The sequence below is a fragment of the Roseateles sp. DAIF2 genome (assembly GCF_015624425.1).
Lineage (GTDB): Bacteria > Pseudomonadota > Gammaproteobacteria > Burkholderiales > Burkholderiaceae_C > Kinneretia.
Genome location: NZ_CP049919.1, coordinates 5,908,838 through 5,925,712 on the forward strand (window position 1 = coordinate 5,908,838; position 16,875 = coordinate 5,925,712).

General features: G+C 69.2%; 19 protein-coding genes. 2 read left to right on the top strand and 17 right to left on the bottom strand.

Features of this window, described 5'->3' with window-relative positions; all coding sequences use genetic code 11:
- Positions 1-4: 4 nt before the first annotated feature.
- The 7 genes from soxX to G8A07_RS27235 form a co-directional block, all read right to left on the bottom strand.
- Positions 5-670, bottom strand: a complete 666-nt coding sequence (gene soxX, locus G8A07_RS27205; protein WP_195795020.1) for a sulfur oxidation c-type cytochrome SoxX — start codon at positions 668-670, stop codon at positions 5-7.
- 25 nt (positions 671-695) lie between these two features.
- A complete protein-coding gene (gene soxA, locus G8A07_RS27210; RefSeq protein ID WP_195795021.1) occupies positions 696-1,508 on the bottom strand; it encodes a sulfur oxidation c-type cytochrome SoxA in 813 nt (270 codons plus the stop codon).
- 130 nt (positions 1,509-1,638) lie between these two features.
- The gene (soxZ, locus tag G8A07_RS27215; RefSeq protein WP_195795022.1) at positions 1,639-1,950 is read right to left on the bottom strand and encodes a thiosulfate oxidation carrier complex protein SoxZ; all 312 of its coding nucleotides are present in this window, start codon (positions 1,948-1,950) and stop codon (positions 1,639-1,641) included.
- A gap of 21 nt (positions 1,951-1,971) precedes the next feature.
- Complete coding sequence (soxY, locus tag G8A07_RS27220; RefSeq protein ID WP_195795023.1) at positions 1,972-2,439, bottom strand: thiosulfate oxidation carrier protein SoxY; 468 nt, start codon at positions 2,437-2,439, stop codon at positions 1,972-1,974.
- Between the two features lie 89 nt (positions 2,440-2,528).
- Positions 2,529-3,578: a c-type cytochrome gene (locus tag G8A07_RS27225; RefSeq protein ID WP_195795024.1), complete on the bottom strand. Its 1,050-nt coding sequence runs from the start codon at positions 3,576-3,578 to the stop codon at positions 2,529-2,531.
- A complete protein-coding gene (gene soxC / locus G8A07_RS27230) occupies positions 3,562-4,923 on the bottom strand; it encodes a sulfite dehydrogenase (RefSeq protein WP_195795025.1) in 1,362 nt (453 codons plus the stop codon). Before soxC ends, G8A07_RS27225 begins: the two co-directional genes overlap by 17 nt.
- 13 nt (positions 4,924-4,936) lie before the next feature.
- Positions 4,937-5,317: a metalloregulator ArsR/SmtB family transcription factor gene (locus G8A07_RS27235; protein ID WP_195795026.1), complete on the bottom strand. Its 381-nt coding sequence runs from the start codon at positions 5,315-5,317 to the stop codon at positions 4,937-4,939.
- Positions 5,318-5,454: 137 nt separating this feature from the next.
- Here G8A07_RS27235 and G8A07_RS27240 point away from each other — a divergent pair, with 137 nt between their 5' ends.
- The gene (locus G8A07_RS27240) at positions 5,455-6,477 is read left to right on the top strand and encodes a GGDEF domain-containing protein (protein ID WP_195795027.1); all 1,023 of its coding nucleotides are present in this window, start codon (positions 5,455-5,457) and stop codon (positions 6,475-6,477) included.
- Positions 6,478-6,574: 97 nt separating this feature from the next.
- Here G8A07_RS27240 and G8A07_RS27245 read toward each other — a convergent pair whose 3' ends face one another.
- On the bottom strand, positions 6,575-7,393 hold the full coding sequence (locus tag G8A07_RS27245; RefSeq protein ID WP_195795028.1) for an HDOD domain-containing protein: 819 nt from the start codon (positions 7,391-7,393) through the stop codon (positions 6,575-6,577).
- Positions 7,394-7,434: 41 nt separating this feature from the next.
- On the bottom strand, positions 7,435-8,196 hold the full coding sequence (locus G8A07_RS27250) for a TSUP family transporter (protein WP_195795029.1): 762 nt from the start codon (positions 8,194-8,196) through the stop codon (positions 7,435-7,437).
- A gap of 441 nt (positions 8,197-8,637) precedes the next feature.
- On the opposite strand from G8A07_RS27250, the gene G8A07_RS27255 reads away from it, so the two are divergent.
- Positions 8,638-9,567, top strand: a complete 930-nt coding sequence (locus tag G8A07_RS27255; RefSeq protein ID WP_195795030.1) for a hypothetical protein — start codon at positions 8,638-8,640, stop codon at positions 9,565-9,567.
- Positions 9,568-9,577: 10 nt separating this feature from the next.
- Here the strand turns inward: G8A07_RS27255 and G8A07_RS27260 are convergent, their stop codons facing one another.
- From G8A07_RS27260 to G8A07_RS27295, 8 genes are all read right to left on the bottom strand, one after another.
- Positions 9,578-10,516, bottom strand: coding sequence for a CysB family HTH-type transcriptional regulator (locus G8A07_RS27260; RefSeq protein ID WP_195795031.1), 939 nt, complete (start codon positions 10,514-10,516; stop codon positions 9,578-9,580).
- Entirely contained in the window at positions 10,513-11,544 is a 1,032-nt protein-coding gene (locus G8A07_RS27265) for a sulfate/molybdate ABC transporter ATP-binding protein (RefSeq protein ID WP_195795032.1), read from the bottom strand. Before G8A07_RS27265 ends, G8A07_RS27260 begins: the two co-directional genes overlap by 4 nt.
- Complete coding sequence (gene cysW, locus G8A07_RS27270; protein ID WP_195795033.1) at positions 11,541-12,440, bottom strand: sulfate ABC transporter permease subunit CysW; 900 nt, start codon at positions 12,438-12,440, stop codon at positions 11,541-11,543. The genes G8A07_RS27265 and cysW overlap by 4 nt, the downstream gene beginning before the upstream one ends.
- Complete coding sequence (cysT, locus tag G8A07_RS27275) at positions 12,440-13,321, bottom strand: sulfate ABC transporter permease subunit CysT (RefSeq protein WP_195795034.1); 882 nt, start codon at positions 13,319-13,321, stop codon at positions 12,440-12,442. Before cysT ends, cysW begins: the two co-directional genes overlap by 1 nt.
- Positions 13,322-13,349: 28 nt before the next feature.
- Positions 13,350-14,357 (bottom strand): sulfate ABC transporter substrate-binding protein, encoded by a 1,008-nt coding sequence (locus G8A07_RS27280; protein WP_195795035.1) that lies wholly within the window; start codon positions 14,355-14,357, stop codon positions 13,350-13,352.
- A 131-nt stretch (positions 14,358-14,488) separates the two neighbouring features.
- Entirely contained in the window at positions 14,489-15,280 is a 792-nt protein-coding gene (locus tag G8A07_RS27285) for a MetQ/NlpA family ABC transporter substrate-binding protein (protein ID WP_195797987.1), read from the bottom strand.
- Positions 15,281-15,308: 28 nt separating this feature from the next.
- Positions 15,309-16,022 (bottom strand): ABC transporter ATP-binding protein, encoded by a 714-nt coding sequence (locus G8A07_RS27290; protein ID WP_195795036.1) that lies wholly within the window; start codon positions 16,020-16,022, stop codon positions 15,309-15,311.
- Positions 16,022-16,864, bottom strand: coding sequence for an ABC transporter permease (locus G8A07_RS27295; protein ID WP_195795037.1), 843 nt, complete (start codon positions 16,862-16,864; stop codon positions 16,022-16,024). The genes G8A07_RS27290 and G8A07_RS27295 overlap by 1 nt, the downstream gene beginning before the upstream one ends.
- Between the last annotated feature and the right edge of the window lie 11 nt (positions 16,865-16,875).

Here is a 16,875-nt window from a genome sequence, read left to right on the forward strand (position 1 = left end):
CGGTCTACTGAGCGTTGACGGGGGACTTGGGATCGAGCAGCAAGGCCATGATGTCGCGCACCTGGGCCTCGTTCAGCACCCCGGCATGGCCGAAGCGCGGCATGCCGGAGCAGGCGTTGTAGGCCTTGGCGTTCCAGATCTTGCCCCAGGTGTACTGCACGATCGCGGCGCTCTCCGGCGCGGCCGGGTTGCTGACACCGCGCAGCTTGCCGTACTGGTAGAGGCTGGGGCCGATGGTGCCGAAGCTGATCTCGGCCTTGCTGATCTGGTGGCAGTTGTAGCAGTTGCCGCCGCTGGGGCTGCCCGCTGCATCGGTCCAGGTCATGCCGCGGCCGTTCTGCGCCAGCTTCTCGCCCTCGCGCCAGTCGCCCAGGTACTGGCCGTTGGCCGGCCATTTGACCGTGGCCAGCTGCTCGGACTCGATGCGCTTGGTCGTGGCCTCGTCGGGCTGCTGCTCGCTGGAGCAGGCCTGCTGCGCCAGGTCCTGCTCGATGCGGTCCAGCTTGGCGATGCCCTGCTCGCGGAACGAGGCCCTGACCATCGCGCGGGCCTCGGCGTCGAGCTCGGCGTCGCTGGGCAGGCTGGCGCAGCCCACCAGCACCGCGGCCAGGGTGCCGAAGCCGCCGATCAGGGCCAGGCTCTTGCGATTGAATGACTGCTTCGTCGTCATCGTCTTCTTCATCACGGCCTCCCGCTCAACGCTTGATGGAGGGCGCGATCGAGACCGAGCCCTTGCTGTTGACACCCATATAGGTGGCCAGCGCCACCGTCACGTCCGAGGCATAGCCCGGGAAGGGGAAACGCTGCTGGCGGAAGCAGTCGTTCAGGCGCCGCTGCATGCCCCAGAGCTCGCCGCTGGAGACGCGGTAGGCCGGCCAGGCCGCGAAGCCGACGCCGTCGCCCGGGTTCTTGGTCAGGTTGGGCAGGTCCTGCAGGCGGATGCGCTTGCCCTCCTCGCTGTGGCAGGAGGCGCAGGCGAAGTCGTAGGGGCCGCCACGGAAGAAGAACAGGCGCTTGCCGACCGCGTACATCTTCTGCTCCTGCGGGTGCGACTGCGGCAGGTTGAACTTCAGGCCGCGCGACTCGGCCGAGATCCAGGCCACCAGGCCTTCCAGGTTCTTCTGCTCGTCGCGGCCGAAGGCCGTGGCGGCGATCTGCTTGGCATCCAGACCCTGCAGGGTCTCCATACAGCTCAGCAGGCGGGATTCGAGGTCCTGCACCCGGCCGGTGTCGGCGAAGTAGCGCGGCAGCTCGACGAACACGCCCTTGACCACGCCCGGCCCCTTGCCGAGATCGCAGCGCTCCAGCGAGGCGTTCTTCGGGCCGCGCCTGGTCTTCCACAGCTCCTCGCCCTTGGCCTCGAACAACTCGGCCGGATTGCCGTCGGCCAGCATCGCGCGGTACTGCGCGATCGCGTCGGCCGACGACGATGAACTCTGCTGCGCCTGGACCTGCAGGGTGCACAGGCTTCCCAGCGCACAGGCGATCGCAAACTTGTTCATCAGCATGCTTGTCTCCTTCTTATGCAGCGGGTCTCTTCCGCTTTTCCGAGCAGAAGCCCGAGGATCCGGCTTTGCCGGGCCTACGGGCTTGCCCCCTTGAGGGGGCGCGCGAAGCGCGTAGGGGGTGGTCCGTCCCTCAGGCCACGGTGGCTTCGTCGGTCCGCTTGTCGCCCTTGTTGTCGACCCAGGTCACGCTGATCTTGTCGCCGGCCTTGGCGCCCTTGACGGTGAACTGCAGGAAGGGGTTCTTCGAGATCGCCGGGCCCCATTGGGCGCTCAGCACCGGCTTGCCGTTCAGGGCCGCGTTCACCTCGGTGATATGCCAGGCCGGGATGGTCTTGCCGGCCGCGTCCTTGCGCTGGCCGGTTTCCATCTCGTGGCTCATCAGCACGCGCACCACCGCGTTGCCACCTTGCGCCTGGGCGCGAATACGCATCGGATCTGCCATTGCTATCTCCTAGTTTCCTTATCAGCCGCCACAACCGCCAAGCGTGACCTTGACTTCCTTCTGGGCGAACAGCACCTTGTTGTCGCCGGTGATCGCCACCGCATAGACATTCGAGGTCTGGCCCATCTTCACGCGGGTGCTCATGTTCGGCTCCACCGCATCGCTGACCTCGAACACGCCGGCCAGGATGTTGGGGTTCTTCTCGACCAGCAGCAGCAGGCGCTTGACGCCCGCGGCGCTGCTCGCCACGCCCAGCGGCACGACGGCGCCGTTCTCGGCGATGTCCGGGCCGGTCAGCGTGACCTCCTTGCTCTCCACCGGCTTGCTGGAAAGGCCCAGGGCCTTCAGCAGCTCGTCCATGGTCTTGGCGTCAAAGGCGCCACGGTTGACGGCCTGTTGCGCCTGCGCGGCGGCGGGTAGCAGCCCGGCGCCGGCCAGCAGGCCCGCCACCACGGCGCTGTGTTGAATCATCTCTCGGCGGTTTTGCATGGCTAGCGTCTCCTTCATCATCATCATCGTCGTCGTCTGACTGGCTATTGTCGATCGGGGGATCATCTCCGGCCGGCGGCTTGTGCGCATCATGGTTTGGCGGCGCCCTCGGCCAGCCAGTCCACGATGGCCTTCAGGTCGGCCTCCGGCAGGTGGGCCTGGGGCGGCATCGGGATCGGGCCCCAGACGCCGGTGCTGCCGTTCTTCAGCCGGCCCGTCAGGTAGTCGCGCGCATCGGCGCGGTCCTTGTACTTGGCCGCCACCTCGCGCAGCGAGGGGCCGACCACCTTGCTGTCCACCTGGTGGCAGGCCAGGCAGGCATGCTGCTGCAGCAGGGTCGAGACCGCCACGGCCGGCTTGGCCACCGCGGCGGCGACAGGAGCGGCCTTGCCGCTGGTGTCCTGGCCGCGCTGCGGGCCGACCAGGCGCTGCTGCTGGGCCAGGTTGCCATGGGCATTGCGCGCGAAGTCCGGCAGGTAGGAGGCGATCTTCGGTTCGGTCTGGCAGTTCGTCATGCAGGAGGACCCCTGCGCGTCGGGCTTTTTCTGCACCCGCGAGCCATCGGGCCACATCGCATGGCTGCGGGTCTTGCCCAGGCGGTTCGGCAGGCGCTGCTGCACCTGGGCGATGTTCTTGTCGGACAGCTCGCCGTCGCCGGGCAGCACATCGGCCAGCGACAGCAGATAGGCCGTCACCGCATAGACCTCGTCGGGCTGCAGGCTCTTCGGCGCGGTCCAGGGCATCGCGCGGTTGATGTAGTCCCAGAGGGTGGAGATCTCCGAGACCTTCATCATCGTGCTGCGGCCCGGGAAGCTGTTGTCGCGCAGGCTGGCGACGCGGCCGGTCCGGATGTCCTCCTTGGTCGTGCCGCCGACCAGCGGGCTGAACACCTCGTTGGACTCGCCGAACACGCCATGGCAGCCGGCGCATTTGGCCTCCCAGACATCCTGGCCCTGGGCCACGGTGCCGCGCCCGGGCGGCAGGCCCTTGAAGTCGGGGCGCACATCGATGTCCCAGGCCTTCAGCTCGGCGGGCGTGGCCGTGCGGCCGATGCCCTCGAACTTCTGCCCCTGGGCCGCGGCCGCGCCGGCGCCCAGCAGCAGCGCGGCGACAAGCAGGAACTTAGGAGAGCTGGACATTTTTCACCTCGCCGCTCTCCTGCACCAGCCAGGTCTGCACCGCGTTGTTGTGATAGATCGAGCGCCGGCCGCGCACCGCGCGCAGCTGGCCGTAGTTGGGCTGCACATGGCCGCTCTCGTCGGTGGCACGGCTCAGCACCAGGGCCGGCTTGCCGTCCCAGCGCCAGTCGAGGTTGAAGCGGGTCAGGCATTTGTCCATCACCGGCCCTTGCAGCCGCGCGGGCCGCCAGTTGCGGCCGCCGTCGACCGAGACGTCGACCTTGGCGATCTTGCCGCGGCCCGACCAGGCCAGGCCGCTGATGTTGTAGAAGCCCTTGTCCAGCAAAACCTGGCCCCCGCTGGGCGTCGTCACCACGCTCTTGACCTCCTGGGTCGAGGTGTACTCGCGGTGCTGGCCGTCGGGCATCAGGTCGATGTAGTGGATGTTCTCGTCCTTGGCCGCCCAGGGCTGGTCGCCCACTTCGATGCGGCGCAGGTACTTGACCCAGCTGACGCCCTGCACGCCGGGCACCACCAGGCGCAGCGGGTAGCCGTTCTCGGGCCGCAGCATCTCGCCGTTCTGGCCATAGGCCAGCAGCACCTCGCCGCGCTGCACCAGCTCCATCGGGAGGGTGCGGGTCATCGAGGAGCCGTCGGCGCCCTCGGCCAGCACGAAGCGGGCGCGCTTCAGGTCGACGCCGCACATCTCGAGCACATCGATCAGGCGCACGCCGGTGAACTCGCTGCAGCTCAGCATGCCATGCGTGTACTGCACGGTCGGCACCGCCACATTGCCCCATTCCATGCCGGTGTTGGCGCCGCATTCGATGAAGTGAAAGCGCGAGACGCTGGGCAGGCGCATCAGCTCGTCCATCGTGAACACCATCGGCCGCTTCAGCATCTTTTCGTCCGAGCCATTGACCATCAGCCGATGCTGGCTGGGATCGATGTCCCACCAGCCCTGGTGATGGCGCTCGAAATGCAGGCCGCTGGGCGTGACGATGCCGAACAGGCCTTGCAGCGGCGCGAAGGACACCGAGGCCTGGCGCGTCTGCGTCAGGCCCGGGCTCTGGCGGCGCTGCAGATTGGCCTCGAACTTGGACGGCTTGCCGTAGCCCTCCAGCGCCACCGGCTGACCGAGGCTCAGCGAATGCGGCGGCAGGCTCAGGATCTGGCTCTCGCCCGCGCCGACCTCGGCGCGCGCCGCGCCACCGGCCAGCGCCGCGCCGGCCGCCGTCGCGAAGGCGCCGCGCAGGAAGCGCCGGCGCGCGTCGGGCGAGCGCTGCTCGGCCAGCGCGCGGGTGTCGATGAAGTTCTCGGGCGCGCGCTGCAGGCGGCCCGGATGAAGGGAGTCGTGATCGCTCATCGTGGTCGCTCCCTCAGCCGCGCGGCGCCAGCAGGCGCTCGGTGGGCGCCAGCGCGCCGGGATCGTCCATCTCGATCGCGATCTGGGTGCAGACCGCGCGGCACAGGGCCACCGCGCGTTCGTTCTGCACCCGGTAATAGATCTGCACGCCCTCGCGGCGCTTGGCCAGGATGCCGGAGCGGTAGAGCTGGGCCAGGTGCTGCGACATGTTCGGCTGGGTGGTCGCCAGCTCGATCACCAGCTGACCGACGGTCTTCTCGCCCTGGCACAGGGCGCTGATGATCTTCAGCCGCAGCGGCGTGGACATCAAGCCGAACAGCTCGGCGGCGATCTCGTAGACCCGGTCGGCCTCGCCGGCCGCCGCCGGCCTAGCGTCTTGTTGGACTGTCTCCATTGCTTCTTATCAAAATATAAGCAAATACTAATTTAAGGCATGACCCCGGCTCGCGGCCCCGGGCATACCCTGTGATCGCGGCCCGCTGCGCGCCAGGCGCCCCGGGGCACAATTTGTGCAAACTTCGCCCGCACGCCGTGAAGCTGAGCCCCAAGCTGCTGCGCAAAGCCCTGTCCACGCCCGCGGGCGCGTCGCTGAAGACGCGCGCGATGCTGGTGATGCTGGGGGTGGGCCTGGCCGGCGTCGCGCTGGCCAGCCTGCTGCGCTCGCAGCATGAGGCGCGCCTGGCGACCGAGCATGTGCTGGGCATGGCGCTGCAGGACCTGCTGCTGGTGCTGGCGCTGGGCCTGGTGTTCGTGCTGATGCTGGAGCGCGCGCTGCTGCGGCCGCTGCGCCGCCTGGCCGAGCAGGCCCACGCCTTCGACCCGACCCAGCCGCCGCAGCGCTGGCTGGAGGATGCCGAGCAGGGCCCGCGCGAGCTGCAGCAGATCAACCAGGCCTTCGAGCGCGTGCAGCAGAGCCTGGGCGCACAGCTGCAGCGCGAGCACAGCCGCGCCGAGCGGCTGCATGCCGAGGTCGAGCAGCGCGAGGCCGCGCTGGACCAGGCGCGGCTGGCGCTGGAGGCCGCGCAGCGCGAGCTGGCCAGCCTGAGCCGGCACGATGCGCTGACCGGGCTGGCGAACCGGCGCGAGTTCGACGATGCGCTGCGCCGCGAGTTCAAGCGGGCGCAGCGCCAGCATGGCCGGCTGGCGCTGGCGGTGATGGATCTGGATGGTTTTCGCGCCTACAACGAGGCGCTGGGCCGCGCGGCCGGCGACGCGGCGCTGCAGGCCTTCGCGCGCCTGCTGGGCGAGCGCTTCAAGCGCGACACCGACCTGGTCGCGCGCCTGGGCGGCGAGGAGTTCGGCGCGCTGCTGCCGGGCTGCGACCGCGACATGGCGCAGGGCCTGATGGAGCAGCTGCGCGAGGAACTGCGCGCGCTGGGCCTCACGCATCCGGCCAGCGCGACGGCCGAGCCGCTGCTGACCGTCAGCATCGGCCTGGCGGCCTACCGCCCGGGCCAGACCTATCTGAGCTCGCAGGCCCTGCTGCAGGCGGCCGACGAAGCGCTATATATGGCCAAGCATGCCGGCCGCGATCGTTTAAGCATGGCCGCTTGAAACGCTGTATTACCCAGCGGGCGCCGCTGATCCGGCTCTGCCGGGCAGCCGGCGCCGCCCCCTTGAGGGGGCGCGCGAAGCGCGTAGGGGGTGGGCCTTATCGGCCGCGGGCCTGGGCTTCCTGCAGCTGCTCGCTGACGCGGCGCGCGGCGCGCAGCACCAGGGTCTCGTCCAGCTGGGCCTGGGGCGCGATCGTGCGGGCGATCTCCTCCAGCTCCTCGGGCTGGTTCATCAACGACCAGGCCATCACCGAGATCGCGCAGATGCTGCGGCGCTGCACCACGTCCGGGATGATCAGGGTGTCCTGCAGATGCACATGGTGGCGCACGCTGGCTACCGCGGCCGGCGCCAGGCCCCAGCTCTCGCACAGGGCCGCGCCCAGCGCGTCATGGCTGACGCCGAAGGCCGTGTGCTCCAGCTGCACCAGCTCCGCGTCCTTGGTTGCGGCGCGCAGCATCGCGGGGTAATGGGCCGAGGCATGGCGGTACAGCACCGCCTTGCCGCATTCCTCGAACAGGCCGGCCGAATGCGCGGCCCAGGGGTCGACGCCCAGCATCTGGCCCATGCGGCCCATCAGCAGGCCGCGCTGCGAGGCTCGCGCCCAGACCGGCTCCAGCTCGGCGGCCGGCGGGAAGGCGGCGCGCAGGCCCATCTCGAAGGTGATCGCGGCGACCTCGCGCATGCCCAGATAGGTCAGCGCCTGGTGCACCGTCTGCACCCGGCCCTGCAGGCCGTAGAGCGAGGAGTTGACCGCCTTCAGCACCGCCGCGGCCAGCGCCATGTCCGATTCGACCAGGGCCGAGATCGCCGGCAGGTCCACGTCCTCGGCGGCCATCAGCAGGGACAGCTTGACCAGCACCTCGGGTTGGGTGGGGATCTCGATGTCGAGCGAGCGCAATTGAGGATCGACGGGCATGACTTTTTTAACGGTTTTTGGATTTAGGCCGAATGGTAGCGCTAGCGGACGAAGGCATCCCAGCCTGTTTTGAGGATCAAGGCGCTAACAACCAACACAAACATGCCGCGCACGAAGCCGGCGCCATGCTTCAGCGCCAGCCGGGTGCCCAAGAGGCTGCCGATCACATTGGTGACCGCCATCACCGCGGCGATATGCCACCAGACATGGCCCTTCATCGCGAACAGCAGCAGCGCGGCCGCATTGGTGGCGGTGTTCAGCAGCTTGGCGCTGGCCGAGGCATGCAGGAAGTCGAAGCCCAGCAGGCGCACGAACAGGAACACGAAGAAGCTGCCGGTGCCGGGGCCGAAGAAGCCGTCGTAGAAGCCGATCACCAGGCCGATCGCGCTGGCCAGCAGGGCCTCCGTCGCGCCCCGATGGCGCGGCGCATGGGTGCGGCCCAGGTCCTTCTTGGCCAGGGTGTAGAGCAGCACCGCCAGCAGGATCACCGGCAGGGCCTTGCGCAGGCCCGAGGGGTCGATCAGGGTGACGGTCCAGGCGCCGATGAAGCTGCCGGCCAGGGCCGCGCCGGCGGCCGGCGCCAGCGCATGCCAGGGCAGGGTGACACGGCGCGCGAACTGCACCGTGGCCCAGGCCGTGCCCCAGATCGCACCGCCCTTGTTGGTGCCGAACAGGGTCGCCGGGGCGGCACTCGGGAACACGCTGAACAGCGCCGGCACCAGCACCAGCCCCCCTCCACCAACAACGGCATCAACGAATCCGGCCAGCAGGGAGGCCAGGGCCACGGTCACGAGTTCAAGCATTCAGGCAGGTTCCGGCAGCACCAATAAAAACGGGCACCGTCAAGGTGCCCGCGAATTGTGACAGTGTCACTGTGTTCGTTCGTATTGGTTCTGGATGCTTAGCTTTGTTTGTCTCCTCAGCCCCGCCTGGCAGCCGCTGTTCGCACAAGGACTGCATCGAGTGCTTCGCAATGTAGGGACTCATGACCATGCACGCACTTGGGGTTTTCACTTGTGTGACGGCACCAATCCGGTGCGCAAATAGGCCTTCACTCCTTATGAATCAATGACTTGCGTTCGCGACGCCAACGCACTGTTGTTGGAAAGCTATGCGCTGTGCGCGCAAAGGGCGCCCGCCCGCCACACCGGCGGGGCCGCCGGGCGTCCCCAGAAAGAGGCTTATCAGCGTGCGCCTGGCGGCCTATGCTGTCCGGCGTCGTGCCGGATGTATGGGAGGCCGCAATGGTGATTCGCTCGACAGGCTCGCCGCTGGGCGCGCTCGCACTCGCGGCGCTGCTGATCGCCGCGCCGCTGCGCGCGCAGGAGCCGGTGGCGCCCGCGCCGGCCGCCGGCATCACCTGGATCACGCCCGACTTCTCGCTCGGCAGCGGCGCGGCGCTGAGCCACAAGACCATGGTCGGGCCGTTGCTGGACTATCTGGGCGCGCAGTGGAACGTGCCGCAGCGCGTGCTGCTGGCCAATGCCAAGCGCAGCTGGAGCCTGCTGCGCGCCGGCGAGAACGTCTGCCACCTGGTCTCGCTGCGCACGCCCGAGCGCGAGAGCCAGGCCTTTTTCGTCAACACCCATCTGGTGCCGCCGCTGCAGCTGGTGACCCATCGCCAGGCGCTGGCCCTGCTGCCGCTGAATGCGGCCGGCGAGGTGGAGCTGGAGCGGCTGTGGCGCCAGCAGCGCCTGAAGGGCGCCCTGATCGAGGGCCGCAGCTATGGCGCGCAGCTGGACCAGCTGCTGGCGCAGCGGCCGCCGGGCGCGATGGAAAGCCATGTGCCGGGCGATTTCGGCATGCGCGTGCTGCAGCTGGTGGCGGCCGGCCGGGCCGACTACACGCTGGACTACGACTTCAGCCTGCAGCAACAGAAGGACTGGTTCCCGGCGCTGCAGGACCTGGTGACCGTGCCGCTGCAGGGCCAGAGCGAGCCGCAGATCTCCGGCATCGCCTGCCCGCGCAACGCCTGGGGCGCGCGCGTCGCGCAGCGGCTGCGCCAGCTGCTGGCCACGCCGGCCGGCATCGCCGCGCTGAAGGCCAGTTTCGATCCGGCGCTGACGCCGCAGACCCGCGCCCGCTACGGCGCGCGCATCGCGGCCTACTACGACCAGCTGCCGGCCGAGCTGCTGCGCGGGCCGGCGCTGGCGGCGCTCGACGCGCCGCCCTGAGCCGAGCCCCTCAGTCCTGTGGCCGGTCGCCGCCGTTCATCGCCTCGCGCACCACGTCCTCGCGCAGATCGGCCACGCATTCCTGCAGGAAGCGGTAGGCGAAGCCGCGCAGGTAATGACCGCGCTTGAGCGCGATACGGGTGGTGTTGGCGCGGAACAGGTGCGAGGCGTCGAGCAGCTGCAGGCCCGAGTCGCGCTGCGGCTCGAAGGCCATCGCGGCGACGATGCCCACGCCCAGGCCCACCTGCACATAGGTCTTGATCACGTCGGCATCCAGCGCCGACATCACGATGTCCGGCGTCAGGCCGGCGGCGGCGAAGCTGGCGTCGATGCGCGCGCGGCCGGTGTAGCCCTCGTGATAGGTGATCAGCGGATGCTCGGCCAGGCTCTCCAGGCTCGGCACGCCGGCGCGCGTCAGCGCATGGCCCTCGGGCACGACCACGGCATGGTGCCAGTCGTAATAGGGGAAGGTGACGAACTGGCTCACCTCCTGCAGCGCCTCGGTCGCGATGCCGATGTCGGCCTCGCCCGACTGCAGCAGCGCGACGATCTCGGCCGGGCTGCCCTGATGCAGCACCAGGTGCACGCGCGGATAGGCCGCCTTGAAGCGCGCCACCACCTGCGGCAGCGCGTAGCGCGCCTGGGTATGCGTGGTGGCGATCGTCAGCCGGCCCTGCTCGGCGCCGGAGAACTGCTCGGCCAGGCGCTTGATGTTCTTCGCGTCCAGCAGCATGCGCTCGACGATCACCGCCAGCTCCTTGCCCGGATCGGTCAGGCCCAGCAGGCGCTTGCCGCGGCGCACGAACAGCTCGACGCCCAGCTCGTCCTCCAGGTCCTTGATGTGCTTGGAGACGCCGGACTGCGAGGTGAACAGCGCGGCCGCCACCTCGGTCAGGTTGAAGTTGCGCTGCACCGCCTCGCGGATGATGCGCAGTTGCTGGAAGTTCATGCGGCTTTGCTGGTTTCGAACAGGCTCAGGCGCGACGCGCTCAAGCGTACCGCCTGGCCGGACTGCAGGTTCAGCGCGGCGGCCTGCTCGCGGCTCAGCTCGGCCTCCAGATGGCGGCCGTCGGCGGCGCTCAGCTCGACCCGGCTGGCCGCGCCAAAGCTCAGCACCCGCTCGACCTTGGCGGCCAGGCCGGTGGCGGCCGGGTCGGTGATGATCTGCAGCTCATGCGGGCGGGCATAGGCCTGCACCTGGCCGGCCGGGGCCTGGCTGCCCAGCAGCCCGATCTCGTCGTGCTTGTCGAAGCGGTTCACCGCGCCGAGGAAGCCGTAGACGAAGGGCGTGGCCGGGCGCTCGTAGACCTCGGCCGGCGTGCCGACCTGCTCGACCCGGCCATGGTCCATCAGCACCACGCGGTCGGCCACCTCCAGCGCCTCCTCCTGGTCATGGGTGACGAAGATGCTGGTGATGTGCAGCTCGTCGTGCAGGCGGCGCAGCCAGCGGCGCAGCTCCTTGCGCACCTTGGCATCGAGCGCACCGAAGGGCTCGTCCAGCAGCAGCACTCTGGGCTCCACCGCCAGCGCGCGGGCCAGCGCGATGCGCTGGCGCTGGCCGCCGCTGAGCTGCGGCGGGAAGCGGTCCGCCAGCCAGTCCAGCTGCACCAGGTTCAGCAGCTCGTGCACCTTCCTTTTGATCTCGCTCTCGCTGGGGCGCTGTTTGCGCGGCTTGACGCGTAGGCCGAAGGCGACGTTGTCGAACACCGTCATGTGGCGGAACAGCGCGTAATGCTGGAACACGAAGCCGACCTGGCGCTCGCGCACATGGGTGTCGGAGGCGTCCTCGCCCTCCAGCAAGACCTGGCCCCGGTCGGCGGTCTCGAGCCCGGCGATGATGCGCAGCAGGGTGGTCTTGCCGCAGCCCGAGGGGCCCAGCAGCGCGACCAGCTCGCCGGTCGGGAAGTCGAGGGACACATCGCCCAGCGCGGTGAAGCTGCCGAAGGACTTGTGGATGTTGCGGACCTGGATGCTCATGATGCGGCGGCTTCCTTGACGGCCACGCTGGCGCGCCATTCGATGAATTGCTTCAGCACCAGGGTCACCAGGGCCAGCAGGGCCAAGAGGGACGCCACCGCGAAGGCCGCGGCGAACTGGTACTCGTTGTAGAGGATCTCGACATGCAGCGGCAGGGTGTTGGTCTGGCCGCGGATATGGCCCGACACCACCGAGACCGCGCCGAACTCGCCCATCGCGCGGGCATTGCACAGGATCACGCCGTACAGCAGGCCCCATTTGACGTTGGGCAGGGTGACATGCCAGAAGGTCTGCCAGCCGGAGGCGCCCAGCACCGTGGCGGCCTCCTCCTCGTCGCGGCCCTGGGCCTGCATCAGCGGGATCAGCTCGCGGGCGACGAAGGGGAAGGTCACGAACACCGTGGCCAGCACGATGCCCGGCACCGCGAAGATGATCTTGATGTCGTTCGCCTGCAGCCAGGGGCCGAACCAGCCCTGGGCGCCGAACAGCAGCACATAGATCAGGCCCGCCACCACCGGCGAGACCGAGAAGGGCAGGTCGATGAAGGTGATCAGGAGCTGCTTGCCGCGGAAGTCATGCTTGGCGATGGCCCAGGCGGCGCTGACGCCGAACACCAGGTTCAGCGGCACCGAGATCAACGCGGCGATCAGGGTCAGCTTGACGGCCGAGACCGCATCGGGCTCGACCAGGGCGTCGAAATAGACCTGCCAGCCCTTGCGCAGCGCCTCGGCGAACACCGTCACCAGCGGCAGGATCAGGAACAGCGCAAAGAAGGCCAGGCCCAGGGTCAGCAGGGTGTAGCGGACCCAGGGCGCCTCGCGCGTCGCGGGGTTGCTCTGGTAGCGGCCGCCCTTGGCGGCGCCCAGGCTCAGAGTGGAAGTAGCAGCACCGGACATCAGCGGCCCCTCCCCTCGCCATTGCGGCGTGCGCTCCAGGCCTGCAGGCCGTTGATGGCCAGCAGCAGCACAAAGGAGAAGATCAGCATCACGGTCGCGATCGCGGTCGCGCCGACATAGTCGTACTGCTCGAGCTTGGAGATGATCATCAGCGGTGTGATCTCGCTCACCATCGGGATGTTGCCGGCGATGAAGATCACCGAGCCGTATTCGCCCACCGCGCGCGCAAAGGCCAGCGCGAAGCCGGTCAGCAGGGCCGGCAGCACGATCGGCAGCACCACCAGGCGGAAGGTCTGCCAGCGATGCGCGCCCAGCGAGGCCGCGGCCTCCTCCAGCTCGGTCTCCATGTCCTCCAGCACCGGCTGCACCGTGCGCACGACAAAGGGCAGGCCGATGAAGATCAGCGCCACCAGGATGCCCAGCGGCGTGAACGCCACCTTGATGCCCCAGGGCTCCAGCAGCTTGCCGAGCCAGCCGTTGCCGGCGTAGAGCGCGGTCAGCGCGATGCCGGCGACGGCGGTGGGCAGCGCGAAGGGCAGATCGACCAGCGCGTCGACCAGCTTCTTGCCCGGAAACTCGTAGCGCACCAGCGACCAGGCCAGGATCAGGCCGAACACCACATTGATCGCGGCGGCCAGCACCGCGGCGCCAAAGCTCAGCTTGTAGGAGGCCAGCACGCGCGGCGCGGTGGCCGCGGCCCAGAAGGCGTCGAAGCCATGGCCCGCGGCCTTCATGAAGACCGCCGTCAGCGGCAGCAGCACCAGCAGCGACAGGTAGAACAGGGTGAAGCCCATCGTGGGCCCGAAGCCGGGCAGCACGCGGCGCGGCTTGCGTTTGGGCGCGGCCGCGGGCGGCGCGCCGTCGAGAACGGCGGTGTTCATGGCGAAGGCTGGAATAAAGGGGAACCGCTCAGCGCTTGGTCACGACCAGCTGGTCATAGATGCCGCCATCGGCGAAATGCGTCTTCGCGACCGCCGGCCAGCCGCCCAGCAGCGAGTCCACCGTGAAGGTCTTGACCGCCGGGAAGCGCGCCGCATGCTTGGCCGCCACCGCCTTGTCGCGCGGGCGGAAGTTGTGCTTGGCGATGATGTCCTGGCCCTCGGGCGAGAACAGGAAATCGGCATAGGCCTTGGCCGCGGCGGCCGTGCCCTTCTTGGCCACGACCTTCTCGACCACCGCGATCGGCGCCTCGGCCTCGATCGTGATGCTGGGGTAGACCACGTCGAACTTGCCCTTGCCGACCTCGTTCTCGATCAGCTCGGCCTCGTTCTCGAAGGTCACCAGCACATCGCCGATGTCGCGCTGGGTGAAGGTGGTGGTGGCACCGCGGCCGCCGCCGTCCAGCACCGGCACATTGGCCAGCAGCTTAGCCACGAACTCGCGCGCCTGCGCATCGTTGCCGCCCTTGGCGATCACCGAGCCCCAGGCGCCCAGATAGGTGTAGCGGCCGTTGCCCGAGGTCTTGGGATTCGGCACGATCACCGCGACGCCGCTGCGCGCCAGATCGGCCCAGTCCTTGATCGCCTTCGGGTTGCCCTTGCGCACCAGGAACACCGTGGTGGTGGTGTAGGGCGCGGCGCCATGCGGCAGGGCGTTGCGCCAGTCGTTCTTGATCAGGCCCTTCTCGGCCAGCAGGTCCAGGTCCGTGGCCTGGTTCATCGTCACCACATCGGCCTCCAGGCCGCCGACCACCGACAGGGCCTGGCGGCTGGAGCCGCCATGCGACTGGCTGACCGCCACGCTCTTGCCGGTCTTGGCCTGGTACTGCTTGGCGAAGGCCGGGTTGATGTCCTTGTAGAGCTCGCGGCTGACGTCGTAGGAGACGTTCAGCAGGGACGCGTCCTGGGCCAGGGCCGGCAGGGCCAGCAGGGCGGAGGACAGGCCCAGGGTCAGGATCGTGATCGGCTTGGTCAACATGCGTTTCTCGTTGCGACCCGCGGGTCTTTATGCGTTTGAAGACCCGAAGAGTGCCAAGAAGCGCTTATTCGCGGAACGACAGTTTTCGTATTTGCTTATCCGGAATTTGCTTTGCCAATTTTCTGATTTGCTCAGAAAGCAGGGATCAACGAGCCCTTCAGCTGACCCTCGACGAAGGCGCGCACCTCGGGCGACTGGAAGGCCCGCAGTAGCTTCGGCACCCAGGCCTGGTCCTTGTCGGCGCTGCGCACCGCCAGCAGATTGGCATAGGGGTTGGCGCGGGACTCCTCGATCGCGATCGCGTCGCGGGTCGGCACCAGGCCGGCCTGCACCGCGAAGTTGGTGTTGATCGCGCTGGCGTCCAGGTCGTCCAGGGTGCGCGGCAGCTGGGCGGCCTCGACCGGGATGATCTGCAGGCCGCGCGGGTTCTCGGCGATATCGGCCAGGCTGGCGCTGATGCCGGCCGTGGGCTTGAGCTTGATCAGGCCGTTCTTGGCCAGCAGGTTCAGCGCGCGGCCGCTGTTGCTGGGGTCGTTCTGGATGCCGATGCGGGCGCCCTTGGGCAGCTCGGCCAGGCTCTTGAACTTCTTCGAATAGAAGCCCAGCGGCGCGGTCACCGTGTAGCCGACCGGGCTGATCTTGTAGCCGCGCGCCTGGATCTGGCTCTGCAGAAAGGGCAGGTGCTGGTAGCTGTTGGCCTGCACATCGCCGGCGTCCAGCGCGGCATTGGGCTGGATGTAGTCGGCGAACTCGACGATCTGCAGCTTGAGGCCCTCGCGCTCGGCCGCCACCTTCTTCGCGACCTCGGCGATCTGGGCATGCGGGCCGTTGGTGACCGCGATCTTGATGGTGTGATCCTGGGCCGAGGCGGCAGCGAAGGCGAGCGTCAGGGCGGCGGTCAGCAGGAGTTGCCGTTTCTTCATGGTCATGTGTTGCTTGGGTTGGAGGGATTCAGAGGGCGTGCACGGCCTGCAAGGCCTGCAGCAGCTCAGCGCGCAGCCCGGCCGCGCCGGCGTCCGCGTGGCGCGGCACGGCGATCTCGCGCGCGATGCGGCCCGGCCGGGCCTGCATCACCAGCACGCGGTTGGCCAGGCGCAGCGCCTCGTCAACGTCATGCGTCACCAGCAGCAGCGCCGTGCCATGGGCGCGCGCCAGCGCCAGCACCAGGTCCTGCAGCCGCAGCCGGGTGAAGGCATCCAGCGCCGAGAAGGGTTCGTCCAGCAGCAGCAGGCGCGGCCGGGTGTAGAGCGCGCGGGCGATCGCGACGCGCTGGGCCTGGCCGCCGGAGAGCTGCTTGGGCAGCGCGCCGGCCAGCTCGCTCAGGCCCACCTCGGCCAGCAGCGCGGCGACGCGCTCACGGTCGCAGCCCTGGCCGATGTCAAAGCCCACGTTCTCGGCCACCGTCAGCCACGGAAACAGCCGCGGCTCCTGGAATACATAGCCGATCGCGCGCGACGGGCCGGCCAGCGGCGCGCCGTCCAGCCAGAGCCGGCCCTCGAAATCCCGCTCCAGCCCGGCGACAAGGCGCAGCAGGGTGCTCTTGCCGCAGCCGCTGGCGCCCACCAGGGCCAGCACCTCGCCCGCGGCCAGGCGCAGCGACAGCTCGCCCAACACCGGCTCGTGTGCGCCGGCGAAGCGCTTGTGCTGCAGCTGCAGCTCCAGCATCAGGGGGCTCCGAAACCGTCGCGCCAATGCAGCGCGCGGCGCTCCAGCCGGGCCATCAGCGAATCGCTGGCCTTGCCCAGCAGGGCCAGCAGCAGGATCGCGGCCAACACGATGTCGGCGCGGCTGGTCTCGCGGCCGTCGGTCAGCAGATAGCCCAGGCCGCGGCTGGCGGCGATCAGCTCGGCCGCCACCATGAACATCCAGGCCAGCGACAGGCCATTGCGCAGCCCGGTCAAGAGGGCCGGCTGTGCGGCGGGCAGCAGCACCCGGCGCGCCAGCGCCAGGCCGGCCAGGCCGCGCAGCCGCGCCACCTCGACCAGCTTGCGGTCCACGTCGCGAAAGCCCGCGGCCACGCCCATATAGACCGGGAAAAAGGCGCCGATCGCGATCAGCGTGAGCTTGGGCGCCTCGTCGATGCCCAGCCACAGCAGCAGCAGCGGCACCCAGGCCAGCGAGGGGATCGCGCGCAGCGCCTGGAAGCTCGGATCCAGCAGGGCCTCGGCCCAGCGCGACAGGCCCACCAGCGCGCCCAGCAGCACCGCCAGCGCGGTGCCCAGCGCAAAACCGATCGCGACGCGCGCGCTGCTGGCGGCCAGATGCCCCAACAAGCCCTGACCCCGGGCCAGCTGCCACAGGGTCTGCAGCACCTCGCTGGGCGCCGGCAGCAGATGCGGTGCGATCCAGCCGGCACGCACCGCCAGCTCCAGCGCCGCCAGCAGGGCCAGCGGCAGCGCCAGGCCTAGCCAGGCCGGCGGCGCCAGGCGGCGGGGCGCGGGCGCGGCGGCCGGCGTGGCCGATGACACTGCGACCCGGTTCAGCTGGGCGATCAGCTCATGCTCCATCGCGTCGCGCT